Here is a 12,750-nt window from a genome sequence, read left to right on the forward strand (position 1 = left end):
GCGAGGTCAGGTCGAAAACGATGCAAGGACGGCGCCAGGAGCGGTGCCGACGGAATGGCGGTGGACCGGCGCGGGACCGGGACCGGGGCGCGGGCCCCGGCCGTGCCGGCCGCCGCGACGGCGGCCGGCGGAGGCTCAGCCCGGCTCAGCCCGGCTCAGCCCTTGGCCAGCGAGGCATAGTTGAGGCGGCGGTGGAACCAGTATTCGTAGCCGGTCACGTTCTTCTGCATCGCGACGTTCACGTAAGGCTGGAACAGCGGGATGCGCGGCACGTCGGCGAAGGCGAGATCGACCATTCCCCTGATGTCGGTGTCGTAGGCCGCCTTGTCCCCGGTCGCGGCGGCGAGCCGGGCACCGTCGATGAACGTGTCCATCGCCTGTGATTTGTAGCTCATGGTGTTGAAGACGGAATTATTGCCGTGATAGCACCAGAAGAAGAAGTATTCGGGATAATCCAGCCAGCCCGAGAACACGTTGGTGTACATCGGCAGGACCTTCTTGTTCAGCTCGGTCCGCCAGTTCGCCCCGGGGATCTTGTTGATCGTCGTCTTGATCCCGAGCTGCGCCAAATTCTCCTGCACCAGCACGCAGATAGGCTCGTTGACGCCGGCGAAGCCGAGGTCGAAGGAGATGTCGGTCTCGAACCCGTTGGGATAACCGGCCTCGGCGAGCAACGCCTTGGCCTTGGCGAGATCCGTGACGTATTTTGTCGGCTGCGGCCAGGCAACTTCCGTCTGATGGCCCGCCGGCGCTCCGAACATCGGCTTGGACAGACCGAACAGAACGGCATCCATAATCTTTTGATACGGCATGGCATAGGCCATCGCCTGGCGAACTTTGATATTGTCGAAGGGCGGCTTGGTGACGTTCATGCCCATATACTGAACGCCATTGGAATACGGCGTCGAAATGATGGTGAGCTTGCCACTCTCCTTCAGCTCGACGAAGTCTTTATTCGGAAGATCATAGGAAATATCGGCATCACCCCGCTCGAGCAGCGCGCGACGATTGCCGGCCGAGGGTACCATCCGCCACACGATGCGCTTCATCTTGGGCATCGGGCCGCCGACCCAGGCGTCGTTGCGCTCGAAAATGACCTCGGTGCCCGGGGTCCATTTGGTCACCTTATAGGGACCGGATCCGACCGTGTTCTGCTTTGTATATTCGAGACCCCAGGGGTCCTTCTCGGTGGCGTTCTTCTTGACGAGTTCAGAATTGTAGACGCAGGGCACGATGACCGCGAGATCAGGAATGGTCAAACGGTCCTTTCGGATGAAATCGACCCGGATGGTCCGGTCGTCGACCACGACGAATTGTTCCGGCTTCTCGAGCGACCCCGCCTTCATCTGGAAGGTCGGGAAGCCGCCGACGGTGACGGCCCGATCGAGCGACCATTTCACATCCTTGGCGGTGACCGGCGTGCCGTCCTGGAACACCGCCTTGCTCTTCAGCTTGAACGTCACCGACATGTCGCCGACCTTCATGTCCTCGGCGAGCTGACCCTCGAACTTGTCGCGGTCATAATAGGGCGTGCCGTTCACCTCCTTCATCGGATGGGTGATGAGGCGGTCATAGCAGTTCCAATTGGCCTCGTAGCCGGGAACGTTGGTGCCAACACCTTGGATATCCAGATTATTCGGTCCGCTTTCGGAGACGATGAGCAGGGTCTCCGCCCGGCCCTGGGCGCGGGCGGGCGAGAACACGGCGGGCGCGGCGACGCCGGTCCCGGTGGCGACGGCGGTGGCGGAAGCGGACTGCAGGAATTCACGGCGGTTCATGAAAACATCCCCCATGTGGAGCGGCTGTCCTCTCCTCCTATTCAAGGGTCGTGCCAATTGCATACCAGTTTTTATATTTCGTTATTTTATAACAACTTATGTATGTTTTTCTCGTGTATAAAATCTTTGTCAGGCTTCATTTTGCATATTTTTTACTCACATTTGTACATATTGCATGCAATTACCTGCAGACGGATGCTCAACCCTCCATCGCCGTGCTTTGCCTGATTGCCCATTGGGCAGGCGGAACGTGCCGGAGGCGACTGCGTTGGACTTTCGACGCCCGGCCAGAGGGGCGCAGCACGGCAGCCGTGCCGTCCCTGATCGCCGCCGGCCCTCATTCCCAACCGAGAGACTCTGCCATGGTGTTGTTCGGACGGATAAAATTCGGTGCCGCACACCCTCCTCCCCTGCAGAAACGGGGGCTCGTTCACCATCTCGGCCCGATGCGGCGCGGAAATCTCCATGGCCACCGGGCCATGAGCGTGGTGGCCTTGGCCGGCCGACTTGCCGCTCTTCTCGGCTACGACCATCGCGGCGATGCCGCCCCACCCAATGCCGCCCCACCCAATGCCGCCCCACCCAATGCCGCTACGCCGGAGACCTCGGCCTATGTCGTCCCGGACACGACCCTCACCTGCGCAGAAGCGGCGCAGCTCGGCATCCGGGGGGAAGGCGACCTGTTCGGCGGCGTCGTCCCGGCCCCCGTCGTCGCCGGAAAAGCGATAACGCACGGCCTCGTCGGACCGGACGCCCCCGCGCCGGACGGCTGGACGCCCGCCTTCGGCGTGGCCGTCGGGGACTGCGTGCTCCACGGCTTCACGGCTTTTTCCATGCCGGATGCCCGAGCCGCCGCGCGGCGGCTGCTCGCAAAAGGCCCGGTGCGGCTGAAGCCCGCCTGGGCCGATGGCGGCCTCTCCCAGAGCATCGTTCACGATGCCGCTGGCCTTGATGCCACCCTCGGCGGATTGGACGCCGCAGCGGTGGAGTGCTGCGGCCTCGTCCTCGAGGAAAACCTCACCAAGGTCGAGACCTTGAGCATCGGCGAGATGCGTTTGCCAGGGCTTTCGGTTGCCTATTGCGGGCGTCAGCACATCACCTACGACAATACCGGGAGCCCCGCTTATGGCGGATCCAGCCTGTTCCTCGCCGCCGGCGGGTTCGAGGCCCTCCTCCGCCAGACTATCGATCCGATCGCGCGGGCGGCGGTCCTGTTCGCGCGCAGATACGATGCGGCGGCGGATGCCTGTTTTCCGGGCTTTCTGGCGAGCCGACGCAATTACGACGTCGTGGTCGGGGAGGATACGGCCGGCACCTTGCGATGCGGGGTGCTCGAACAATCCTGGCGGCTGGGCGGTGCCACAGGCGCCGAACTCGCCGGGCTCGCCGCACTCCTCGCAGATCCCCTGCGCGATGCCGTCGCCGCGCGATGTGTCGAAGTCTACGGGGCGGGACCCCGCCTTCCCGAAGATGCGATGATCTATTACCAAGGCGACGATACGGAGGTTGGTCATCTTACAAAGTACGCAATCGTCGAGGCTTGATCCCATGCATAGCGTGAGCACGTCTTTTCCTGTCGGGTCGCAGAGCCTCGCCGGCACGTTCGCAATCCCGGAGACCGGGGTTCCCGGCGTGCTGTTTCTTCACGGCTGGTCCGGCAGCCAGGACAGCGATCTCAAGCGGGCCAAGGACATCGCCGCGCTGGGTTGCCTGTGTTTCACCTTCGATTTGCGCGGGCACGCGAAAACGGAAGGTCTGCGCGACCGGGTCACGCCGCGCGAGAATTTCGAGGATGCGCTCGCCGCTTATGATCAATTGGTCTCCCACCCGATGGTGGACAGATCGTCGATCGCGGTGATCGGTTCGAGCTACGGGGCCTATCTCGCCCCCTTGCTCTCAGCCGTGCGGCCGGTCCGATGGATGTCGCTCCGCGTCCCGGCCCTCTATCGCGACCAGCACTGGGAGCGGCCGAAGGGCAAGCTGGACCGCACCGATCTCACCATGTTCCGCGATCAGGCTCTGGCACCCGCGGAAAATCGCGCGCTTGCCGCATGCGCCGACTTTCGAGGCGATGTCCTGGTGATCGAATCGGAACGGGACGATTATATTCCCCACCCCACCATCGCAAATTATGTGACGGCATTTCGGAAAGTCCGCTCCTTGACCTACAGGGTCATCGAAGGCGCCGATCACGGCCTCTCCGAGCCGCATATGCGGCGCGCTTATACCGATCTCCTCACCGGATGGATCCGCGAAATGGTGCTCGGCGCGCGGTAGCAGAGGCGGTGGGCGGCACGGCGCCGCCCACCTTGTGGCGTCAGTCGTTCTCGCCCTTTTCGCCAGGATCGTCCGAGCGGGGCATCCGGTTTGCGGCATGGGTCCGCCACTCATCCGTCTGAACGCCTTTGCTGTCGAGCCCGCGCTCCTCCGTGTGGGCAGCCTTGTCGCGGTTGGAGAGCACGCCATGCTCGGGCAGAGCTTCCGGGGCGATCTCCGAGGTGGCGCCGACGCCGGCCCCCTTCCCCCGTGTGTTGGGTCCCATATGCTTTCTGCTGGCGTTCGCCATGTCAGCATCCCTTTCGATTCCACGTGGGCGAGGCCTGCCGGCCACCCTTGTGTGACCACGGGATCGCGCCGAGCGATCCCGATGGGGCGATCATTCGGCTCGCGTGCCGGTTCGCCTCGTCTGGCCAACCCTTTCGACGCGGGAAGGGTTCCTCAGGAACAGCCGCGCGCGCGCGACGTTCTCCCTGGAAGATCCACATCGGAGGCCGCCTATGCTCGTCCCGACCTTTATCGGCGCGCAGGACGCCGAGACGCGAAACCTCTCGGAAGGGTGGTGGGCCCTCACCCCCGACGGGCATGCCGTTTCGGGCCCCTATCCGACGCGCGAGGCGGCGATGCTCGGCATCGGAAAACGTGGCGAGGACCAACCCACGGGCCGCGCCGGCGAAGCCGGCCCGGCGCCCGAATAGGAAGGATTTGACAATGGCCAGCGCCCACCCCACGCCGCCGTTTCCCGCCCAGACGCAATCGCCGCCCGGGGCTACGGTTCGCATGCGGCCCACGCCTGACCATGGCGAAGAGAGCTATCGCGGCTCCGGCAAACTCGCCGGCAAGGTCGCCGTGATCACCGGCGGCGACAGCGGGATCGGTCGCGCGGTGGCGCTGGCCTTCGCCCGCGAGGGCGCGGACATTTTGATTTCCTACCTCGACGAGCATACCGACGCCGAGGCGACGCGCGGACTTCTGGAATCGGAAGGGCGGACCGTCGAGTTGGTCGCCGGCGACCTGGCGGACTCGCGCCATTGCCGACATGTGATCGACCGGGCGATCGAGACGTTCGGCAGGATCGACATCTTGGTCAACAATGCCGCCCATCAGGCGACCTTCGAAAACCTCGACGAGATTTCCGACGCGGAATGGGAGCTCACCTTCAAGGTGAACCTTCACGCGATGTTCTACCTGTGCAAGGCCGCCGTCCCGCATATGCCGCAGGGCGGTGCGATCATCAACACGGCGTCGATCAATTCGGACGCGCCGAATCCGACCTTGCTGGCGTATGCGACGACGAAGGGCGCGATTCATAATTTCACCGCGGGCCTCGCCCAATTGCTGGCCGAGAAGCGGATCCGCGTGAACGCGGTCGCGCCCGGACCGATCTGGACGCCGCTGATCCCAGCCACGATGCCGGAGGAGGCGGTCGCCAGTTTCGGCGCCAATGTGCCGATGAAGCGGCCCGGACAGCCGGCGGAACTCGCGACGGCCTATGTGATGCTCGCCGATCCCCTGTCGAGCTACGTCTCGGGGGCGACCATCGCCGTGACCGGCGGCCGTCCCTTTCTCTGACGCGATGCGCCCGCCGCGCCTCACGCTCCGCAGGGCCGCCATCGGTCTGGCAATTCTTGCGGTGGTCGGGGCAGGCGGCGGTTTCATCGTCGCCTGGTCCGGGCTCTATAACATCGCCGCCAGCAGCGGCCATATCCGCGCGGTCGAGCGCTTCCTCCGGTTCGGCCTCACGCAGTCCGTGGATCTGCGGGCGCCGAACGGTAGCCCCGACCTCGAAGATCCCGATTTGATCAGGCTCGGCGCGGGCCACTTTTACGCCGGCTGCGCTTATTGTCATGGCGCACCTGGCACCCCGATTTCCCCGGTCGCCGCCGCGATGCTCCCGGCTCCCCCCTCGCTGGTGGGCGCGCGCGCGGCATGGACAGCGGGCGAGCTGTTCTGGATCGTCAAGCACGGGATCAAATACACAGGCATGCCGGCTTGGCCGGCTGCCAGCCGCGACGACGAAGTCTGGGCCATGGTCGCCTTTCTCTGGGCGCTGCCGGGCTTAGATGCGGTCGCATATCGCCGCTTGGCGATGGGCGGGGTGGAGATCGCGCCCTCCTCCGGCCGGGAGCTTGCGCTCGCCAGCAGTGTCACCGATGCGGTGGGAGCCTGCGCGCGCTGCCATGGTGCGGAAGATCGCCCCCCGCCGAGTGCGCGGGTGCCCCGCCTCCAGGGTCAGCCGGCAGAAATGCTGCGCGCGGCGCTCGAAGCCTATGCCGCAGGCACCCGCCATAGCGGGATCATGCAGCTGGCCGTATCGGGACTCTCGACTGCCGATCTTCGCCACCTTGCGGACTATTATGCCCGGCTGCCGTCTCCGGCCCCTGCCGAGGCCTCGGCTGGGCAGGAGGCCGGTGCGTCGACGGCAGCCGGCCGGCACCTTGCCGCCGAAGGCCGCGCAGTCGCAGGCATTCCCCCTTGCCTGTCTTGCCATGGGCCGGACGCATCACCGCTCTACCCCCGCCTCGCCGGCCAAAGTTCAGCGTACCTCGCTGCCCAACTTCACGCCTGGAAGCGGGGGGACAAGGGCAGCACGGCTTTGAACGCCATTATGGCGCCGATTGCCGAGCGCCTCACGCCGGACGATATTGCTGCTGTCTCGACCTATTTCGCCACTCTCGACCCCGCGGGCGAAACCGGCCAACGGGACGCGAAGACAGGCCGGCCGCAATGATCGGCAATTCCGGGTGCCCTGCGGGTTTTCAGAGGGCGCGGTCCTTCAATCCCATGCGGGCGTAGATTTCGTTGATGTGCTCCTTGACGTCCGGCGGCGTGGTGTCGGTTTCGGACAGATGCGCCCAGCCGACCTTTGCGCGAGCATAGATCGCCATCTCTTCGTCCTGGCCCGACGTCCCGCCGCTGATGCCATAGGCACCGACCATTTCGTCACCCTTGAAGACCGGTGCGCAGCCGCCCGAGGCAACGATCTGGCCATTGGTGAAGATCGATGCGTTCATCATCATCTGCGGGTTGCGCTCCTTGAACCATTGCTGGATTACGAGGCCGTCCGGGAAGCGCGGGCTCATCGCCCGGAAGGCGCAGGCCGTATAGGCCTTGCCGCGCGCGATGTCGGGCGTGATGAAGCCCGCATCGTCCATCCGTTCGAGCGCGATCAGGTGCCCCTCCGGCCCGACCACCGCGACCGAGATCGGCACGCGCATCTCCTCGGCCTTCTCGACCACCGCCTGGATGAAGGCCCGGCATTCTACCGCTGTCAGCTTTGCCATGACTGAACCTGTCCGTTCCTATTGCGCCTTGATGCCGGCGGTCTTGACCACCTGCGCCCATTTCTCGACTTCGCTCTGGATGGCGCGCCCGAAGGCCTCCGGCCCGGCCACAACGATGTCGATGCCCTGCGCCTTGAATTGCTCGCGCACCTCGGGCGCCTGCTGTGCCTTCGCCACCGCCACGCTGAGCTTGGCGATCACGTCCGGCGGCGTCGCCTTCGGAGCCTCCAGGCCGAACCACACGGACGTTTCAAATCCGGTGAGGCCGAATTCGGCAATGGTGGGAAGGTCCGGCGCCGCTTCCGTGCGCTTCGCGCTGGTGACGGCAAGCGCCTTGAGCTTGCCCGACTTGATATGCGGCAGCACGGTCGAGGCCGGCGAGAACATGACGAGGACCTGGCCGGACAGCAGGTCCGTTACCGCAGGCGACGAGCCCTTATAGGGCACGTGCAGCATCTTGATGTCCGCCATCATGCTGAACAGCTCGCCCGACAGATGGGGCGAGGTGCCGATGCCCGAGGAGGCATAGGTGATGCGGCCGGGAGTCTTCTTGGCGGCCGCGATCAGTTCCGGCACCGCCACCACCTCCAGAGAAGGATGCACCACCAGAATGTTCGGCACGCTGCCGATCTGGGCGATCGGGGCGAACACCTTGGCGAGATCGACGGCCGCGGACGGCTGCAGGCTTTCATTGATCGTATTGGCGATGGTCGTCACGAACAGCGTGTAGCCGTCGGCCGGACCGTTCGCGACGACGCCGGCGGCCGTGTTGCTGCTGGCGCCGGGCCGATTGTCGACCACCACGGGCTGACCGAGCGTCGTGCTCATGTGCTGAGCGACGATCCGGGAGGCGACATCCGTCGTGCTGCCGGCCGGGAAGCCCACCACCATCTTGATGGGGCGGGAGGGATAGGCGTCCTGGGCTGCGACGATACCCGGCGCGAGCAGAAGCGCCGCGCCGAGCGCGGCCGCGAAGCGACGTGAGATCATGCCCTGTTCCTTTTTCAGCGCGCAGCAGCCTGAAGCCCGGCGCGTCGTTTCTTCCCTCTGGGCACTAGACCGGCCGATGATTTATAAAACAAACGAAACTTTCTTATGAACTGATATGATACGCTCATGAATATCACGCTGCGCCAATTGCGCGCCTTCGTCCTGGTGGTCGAGCGGGGAAGCTTCACCAAGGCGGCCAGCGACATGCATCTGACCCAATCCGCCTTGAGCCTTCTGGTGCGCGATCTCGAAGCGGCGATCGGAGCACGGCTGATCGACCGCACCACGCGCTCCGCCTCGGCAACGGCGGTGGGACTCGATTTCTTTGCCAGCGCACGCCGCATCCTCGACGACCTCGACCATGCGGTGGGTCATCTCGATACGCTCTTCGCCAAGCAGCGTGGCCGCGTAGTGGTGGCCGCCCCGCTGATCCTCGCCGCCACCTTCCTGCCGCCGATCCTTGCGGGCTTCCGGGACGCCTTCCCCGGCATCGACCTGGTGCTCTGTGACACGCTGCCGAACGAGGTCCTACCCCTCGTCCGGGCGGGCACGGCGGATCTCGGGATCGGAACGTTCCGGCGCGGCGACGACGACGTCACGAAGGTGCTGCTGTTTCGGGAATCGATGGTCGCCGTACACCCCAGGGGCCACGCCCTCGGCCATCTGGACACCCTCCGCTGGGCCGATCTCGACAACGTCCCGGTTCTGACGGTGCCGCGCGGCAGCGTGTTCCGCGAACTCGCGGAAACCGGGTTTGCCGCTGCCGGCCTGTCGCTGGAGCCGGCCTTCGAGGCAACCTATGTCGGCACCCTGCTCGGCTTGGTCGGCGCCGGGCTCGGGGTCGCGATCGTCCCGGGTTACGCCACCGCGCTCGCCGATACGGCGCGCGTCGGCTGGCGGCGGCTGGAAGCGCCGGTCGTCGAACGGGAAGTGGTGTGTGCCCACCGCGCCGGATTTTCGCTTTCTCCCGCCGCGGAAGCGTTCAAGCAGCATGTCCTGGAGACGGTCCGGCGCACCTGGTCTGGTGCACCGCAAGGATGAGCCGACGCAAAAGTTGTGGCACAGTCCGCGCAGCGCGCCCGAGCGAAGAACGCGCGCAGTGGAGGAAGTTTCATGCGGATGCCCAAAATCGCCCCTCGTCTTGCCGCGTCCTGCGCGGCGATGCTCGCCCTCGCGCTTGGCCTCGCCCAGCCGAATGCCGGCTTCGCAGCCGATTACCCCAACCGGACGGTGCATATGGTGGTGCCCTTCCCCGCCGGCGGGACGACGGACATCTTCGCGCGGCTGATGGCGGACCGGCTCGGCAAGGCGCTCGGCCAGCAATTCATCGTCGAGAACAAGGCCGGTGCGGGCGGCAATACCGGCACGGATTCCGTCGCGCGGGCCGATCCGGACGGCTACACTCTGGTCATGGGCACGGTCGGCACGCACGCCATCAATGCGAGCCTCTATTCCAAGATGCCATACGATCCGCTGAAGGATTTCGTCCCGGTTGCCTTCGTCGCCGGGGTGCCGAATGTGCTCGAAGTCAACCCCAACAAGGTCAAGGCGAAGACGGTGCAGGAATTCATCGCCGAGGCGAAGGCCGCGCGCCCGCCGCTGACGATGGCCTCTTCCGGCAACGGCACCTCGATCCACCTGTCGGGCGAGATGTTCAAGCAGGCGACGGGGGTCGATCTCGTCCATGTGCCCTATCGCGGCTCCGGCCCGGCAGTGAACGACCTCGTGGGCGGGCAGGTCGACGTCATGTTCGACAACTTACCCTCTTCGATCGGCCAGATCCGCGCCGGCACGCTCCGCCCCATCGCCGTCACCTCGGCCCAGCGCTCGCCGGCTCTGCCCGACGTGCCCACGATCGCGGAATCCGGCGTGCCGGGCTTCGATGCGTCAAGCTGGTTCGCCTTGTTCGCGCCGGCCGGCACGCCCAAGGCCGTAGTCGACACGCTCAATGCCGAAGTGCTGAAGACATTGCAGGATCCGGCGGTCAAGCAGCGTTACGCCGAGGTGGGTGCGGAAATGCGTCCGATGACCCCGGACGAGTTCGGCGCCTTCGTGAAGAGCGAGAAGGAGAAATGGGCCAAGGTGGTCAAAGCGTCCGGGGCCCGCGTCGATTGAGGCTTGCTGCGGGCCGACGGTGAAGGCGCGCCAAATCTCCAAGACCTTGGAACAAAGTCGGGGGCCGGCCGTTTCTGCGTTTGGCGGGTCGATAGGGTTCCGATCCGCACCTCCAGCCTATGTCTCGCGCGCGGCCCGTTCCGGGCGCGATGTGCGTAAGCCGAACCAATCAAGAGGCCGAATGCGGCCCGAACAATAAGGAGGACCAGATATGATCGTGTACGCTCCTGTTCCGGAGTCGTTCCGTCCCCTCAAGGTCGCGGTCTCCGGGTCCAGCATCGTCCTGCGTTCTCTGGAGGATGCCGCCGCGTTCATGCGCGGCCATCCGGTGGGCGAGCATGCCGAAATGTTGCTCGACCAGATGGAATCCGCCAGCGGCCCCGATCTGCAACGGCGCGCCTGGCGGGCCTTCGAGACCTTCGCGGACGCCATGCGCCTCACGCCCGAAGCGCAGCAACGGATCCTCTGACCGGCGCGTCAGGGACGTCCGCGGCCGGTGGTGAACGCCGCCGGCCGCCCTCCCACTTCCCAATTCCGCCAATTCGTGTCGCCCAGCGTGGGCCTCTATCCGCCGGTCAAGAAGGCAATTGCCTGCTTCTCGGGCCGCCTCTGCTTGATGTTTGGTCGCGCCAATCCGATGCGCGCGCGGCATTATCGCCCCCCTCTCAATGAGCATGCGGCGGCTGGGACCGCCAAGGAGCAGGGCGATGGGTGTAAGCGTTGGAATGCTCGGCCGGGCCGCACGGCTGGCGGCGTGTGCGGCGATGGCCGCTATCGCGCTGGCAGGGCCGGCCGCCGCGGAGTTTCCCGATCGGAATCTCACGATGGTGATCCCATTCCCGCCCGGGGGACCGAACGACGTCATCGGCCGCCTGGTGGCTCAGAAAATGTCCGAAGCCTTCGGCAAGACGGTGGTCGTGGAGAATCGCGCGGGTGCTGGCGGCTCGATCGCCGTCGACTATGTCGCGCGCTCCGCTCCCGACGGCTACACCTCGATCCTCGCCTCGATGGGCTATGTCGTGAACCCGCTGATCGGCAAGACCCCCTACAAGGTCTCGGATCTGCGCCCGGTGACGATCGTGACCGCCGGCCCCTCGGTCCTCGTGGTGCGGGCGGACCTCCCGGTCAGTTCCCTGCAGGATCTGATCGCTCTGGCGAAGTCCAAGCCCGGCGGCCTCACCTATGCTTCGTCCGGCAATGGGACGCCGCTCCATCTCGCTGCGGAACTGCTGAAGAAGGATGCCGGCCTCGACATTCTCCACGTGCCCTACAAAGGCACCGGAGAATTGATGGTGGATCTCGCCGCCGGCCGGGTGGACATGAGCATCGTGAGCCCGCTCATCGCCGCCAGCTTCGTCAAGGACGGCCGCCTGAAGGCGATCGCCACCACCGGCACGACGCGCATGAAAGGCTGGGAGAATGTGCCGACGATGGAGGAAGCCGGCTTGAAGGGCTATGCGATCGAAGCCTGGTATCCCGTCCTGGTTCCGGCCGCCACGCCGGATGCCGTGGTGGCGGCACTCAACAAAGCGATCGTGGCGGGGATCAAAATGCCCGACGCGACCCAACGCCTCGAAGGCTTGGGGCTCGTCGCTGTCGGCTCCACCGTCGCCGAGGCGGACGCGCAAGTGGCCAACGAGACCAAGCGCTGGAGCCAGCTGGTGAAGGACGCGAGCCTCAAAGCCGATTGACGGGCGATCGCGGGCGGCACACCCGGCTCTCGGGGTTGCGCGCCGCGGCACAAGGCCCGGCGCGCAATGGTCGGCATCCCGCGCCCGCTTTTGCGGGCCGGGACTTCACGCCGCTTCGGACTTGATCCCGGTCGTCGCCTCAGACGTCGTCTCGGCCTGCACCTCGGCGGCGGCGGCGACTTCTGCCAGCTTCCGGCGGGCGGCCATCTCGGCGTCGTGGGCGTCCCACTTGTCGAGCAAGGTTTCGTATTCGGTGGTGCGCGACCGCAGGGCGCCGGTCATCTCGGTCATGATGTCCAGCATTTCGGCCTGACGCGCAGGCTCGAGGATTTCGACGGCCTGGCGGAACTTGCGGGCGCGCAACGTATCCTTCAGCCGGTCGATCGCCCGCTCCAGATCGATGGAGGCATCGACCACGCGGTCGACCAGGGCAGTGTCATCGTTCATTCCCAACTCCCGTTTTTCTTGCGCGTCCGCTCCGGCTCGGGCGAAATCCCCGGACCTCCGCTTTCGCCAAGACTTCGCCAGAGAAGCCGTCAGAACCCATTGCAGCGCAAAAGGACCTGCTGCCTCTCCATGGGCGGGGGTTCTATCCATTTTCTGGCGTGTCACAAG

Annotated in this window: 14 protein-coding genes; 9 read left to right on the forward strand and 5 right to left on the reverse strand. The window is 65.5% G+C overall.

Going from position 1 to position 12,750, the window contains the following annotated elements; all coding sequences use genetic code 11:
- Positions 1-155 precede the first annotated feature (155 nt).
- Positions 156-1,778, reverse strand: coding sequence for an ABC transporter substrate-binding protein (locus tag EDC64_RS00860; RefSeq protein ID WP_132028667.1), 1,623 nt, complete (start codon positions 1,776-1,778; stop codon positions 156-158).
- A gap of 446 nt (positions 1,779-2,224) precedes the next feature.
- On the opposite strand from EDC64_RS00860, the gene EDC64_RS00865 reads away from it, so the two are divergent.
- Positions 2,225-3,322: a DUF3182 family protein gene (locus EDC64_RS00865; protein WP_132029957.1), complete on the forward strand. Its 1,098-nt coding sequence runs from the start codon at positions 2,225-2,227 to the stop codon at positions 3,320-3,322.
- A gap of 4 nt (positions 3,323-3,326) precedes the next feature.
- Positions 3,327-4,055 (forward strand): alpha/beta hydrolase family protein, encoded by a 729-nt coding sequence (locus EDC64_RS00870; protein ID WP_132028670.1) that lies wholly within the window; start codon positions 3,327-3,329, stop codon positions 4,053-4,055.
- A gap of 40 nt (positions 4,056-4,095) precedes the next feature.
- On the opposite strand, the gene EDC64_RS00875 is transcribed toward EDC64_RS00870, so the two are convergent.
- Positions 4,096-4,344 carry a hypothetical protein gene (locus EDC64_RS00875; protein ID WP_132028673.1) on the reverse strand — a complete coding sequence of 83 codons (249 nt, stop codon included), beginning with the start codon at positions 4,342-4,344 and terminating at the stop codon, positions 4,096-4,098.
- Positions 4,345-4,555: 211 nt separating this feature from the next.
- On the opposite strand from EDC64_RS00875, the gene EDC64_RS00880 reads away from it, so the two are divergent.
- Genes EDC64_RS00880 through EDC64_RS00890 form a run of 3 tightly spaced genes read left to right on the forward strand, consistent with a single transcriptional unit; the run spans position 4,556 to position 6,786 of the window.
- On the forward strand, positions 4,556-4,753 hold the full coding sequence (locus EDC64_RS00880; RefSeq protein WP_132028676.1) for a hypothetical protein: 198 nt from the start codon (positions 4,556-4,558) through the stop codon (positions 4,751-4,753).
- Between the two features lie 13 nt (positions 4,754-4,766).
- The gene (locus tag EDC64_RS00885) at positions 4,767-5,627 is read left to right on the forward strand and encodes a glucose 1-dehydrogenase (protein ID WP_132028679.1); all 861 of its coding nucleotides are present in this window, start codon (positions 4,767-4,769) and stop codon (positions 5,625-5,627) included.
- 4 nt (positions 5,628-5,631) lie between these two features.
- A complete protein-coding gene (locus tag EDC64_RS00890; protein WP_132028682.1) occupies positions 5,632-6,786 on the forward strand; it encodes a c-type cytochrome in 1,155 nt (384 codons plus the stop codon).
- Positions 6,787-6,814: 28 nt separating this feature from the next.
- Here EDC64_RS00890 and EDC64_RS00895 read toward each other — a convergent pair whose 3' ends face one another.
- Together EDC64_RS00895 and EDC64_RS00900 are read right to left on the reverse strand one after the other, a co-directional pair.
- The gene (locus EDC64_RS00895; RefSeq protein WP_132028685.1) at positions 6,815-7,339 is read right to left on the reverse strand and encodes a GlcG/HbpS family heme-binding protein; all 525 of its coding nucleotides are present in this window, start codon (positions 7,337-7,339) and stop codon (positions 6,815-6,817) included.
- Between the two features lie 18 nt (positions 7,340-7,357).
- On the reverse strand, positions 7,358-8,329 hold the full coding sequence (locus tag EDC64_RS00900; protein ID WP_132028688.1) for a Bug family tripartite tricarboxylate transporter substrate binding protein: 972 nt from the start codon (positions 8,327-8,329) through the stop codon (positions 7,358-7,360).
- 126 nt (positions 8,330-8,455) lie between these two features.
- Between EDC64_RS00900 and EDC64_RS00905 the strand changes: the two genes are divergently transcribed.
- From EDC64_RS00905 to EDC64_RS00920, 4 genes are all read left to right on the forward strand, one after another.
- Entirely contained in the window at positions 8,456-9,370 is a 915-nt protein-coding gene (locus tag EDC64_RS00905; protein ID WP_132028691.1) for a LysR family transcriptional regulator, read from the forward strand.
- A 72-nt stretch (positions 9,371-9,442) separates the two neighbouring features.
- Entirely contained in the window at positions 9,443-10,444 is a 1,002-nt protein-coding gene (locus tag EDC64_RS00910; RefSeq protein ID WP_132028694.1) for a Bug family tripartite tricarboxylate transporter substrate binding protein, read from the forward strand.
- A 211-nt stretch (positions 10,445-10,655) separates the two neighbouring features.
- Complete coding sequence (locus EDC64_RS00915; RefSeq protein WP_132028697.1) at positions 10,656-10,913, forward strand: hypothetical protein; 258 nt, start codon at positions 10,656-10,658, stop codon at positions 10,911-10,913.
- A gap of 355 nt (positions 10,914-11,268) precedes the next feature.
- Entirely contained in the window at positions 11,269-12,135 is an 867-nt protein-coding gene (locus tag EDC64_RS00920; protein ID WP_165933592.1) for a tripartite tricarboxylate transporter substrate binding protein, read from the forward strand.
- 105 nt (positions 12,136-12,240) lie between these two features.
- On the opposite strand, the gene EDC64_RS00925 is transcribed toward EDC64_RS00920, so the two are convergent.
- Positions 12,241-12,582 carry a hypothetical protein gene (locus EDC64_RS00925; protein ID WP_132028704.1) on the reverse strand — a complete coding sequence of 114 codons (342 nt, stop codon included), beginning with the start codon at positions 12,580-12,582 and terminating at the stop codon, positions 12,241-12,243.
- Positions 12,583-12,750: the final 168 nt, after the last annotated feature.

It is taken from the genome of Aquabacter spiritensis, assembly GCF_004346185.1.
Classification (GTDB): Bacteria; Pseudomonadota; Alphaproteobacteria; order Rhizobiales; family Xanthobacteraceae; genus Aquabacter; species Aquabacter spiritensis.

Coding starts and splice junctions, on each gene's coding strand:
- EDC64_RS00860 (WP_132028667.1), bottom strand. CDS start 1,778: ATGAACCGCCGTGAATTCCTGCAGTCCGCTTCCGCCACCGCCGTCGCC.
- EDC64_RS00865 (WP_132029957.1), top strand. CDS start 2,225: ATGCGGCGCGGAAATCTCCATGGCCACCGGGCCATGAGCGTGGTGGCC.
- EDC64_RS00870 (WP_132028670.1), top strand. CDS start 3,327: ATGCATAGCGTGAGCACGTCTTTTCCTGTCGGGTCGCAGAGCCTCGCC.
- EDC64_RS00875 (WP_132028673.1), bottom strand. CDS start 4,344: ATGGCGAACGCCAGCAGAAAGCATATGGGACCCAACACACGGGGGAAG.
- EDC64_RS00880 (WP_132028676.1), top strand. CDS start 4,556: ATGCTCGTCCCGACCTTTATCGGCGCGCAGGACGCCGAGACGCGAAAC.
- EDC64_RS00885 (WP_132028679.1), top strand. CDS start 4,767: ATGGCCAGCGCCCACCCCACGCCGCCGTTTCCCGCCCAGACGCAATCG.
- EDC64_RS00890 (WP_132028682.1), top strand. CDS start 5,632: ATGCGCCCGCCGCGCCTCACGCTCCGCAGGGCCGCCATCGGTCTGGCA.
- EDC64_RS00895 (WP_132028685.1), bottom strand. CDS start 7,339: ATGGCAAAGCTGACAGCGGTAGAATGCCGGGCCTTCATCCAGGCGGTG.
- EDC64_RS00900 (WP_132028688.1), bottom strand. CDS start 8,329: ATGATCTCACGTCGCTTCGCGGCCGCGCTCGGCGCGGCGCTTCTGCTC.
- EDC64_RS00905 (WP_132028691.1), top strand. CDS start 8,456: ATGAATATCACGCTGCGCCAATTGCGCGCCTTCGTCCTGGTGGTCGAG.
- EDC64_RS00910 (WP_132028694.1), top strand. CDS start 9,443: ATGCGGATGCCCAAAATCGCCCCTCGTCTTGCCGCGTCCTGCGCGGCG.
- EDC64_RS00915 (WP_132028697.1), top strand. CDS start 10,656: ATGATCGTGTACGCTCCTGTTCCGGAGTCGTTCCGTCCCCTCAAGGTC.
- EDC64_RS00920 (WP_165933592.1), top strand. CDS start 11,269: ATGGTGATCCCATTCCCGCCCGGGGGACCGAACGACGTCATCGGCCGC.
- EDC64_RS00925 (WP_132028704.1), bottom strand. CDS start 12,582: ATGAACGATGACACTGCCCTGGTCGACCGCGTGGTCGATGCCTCCATC.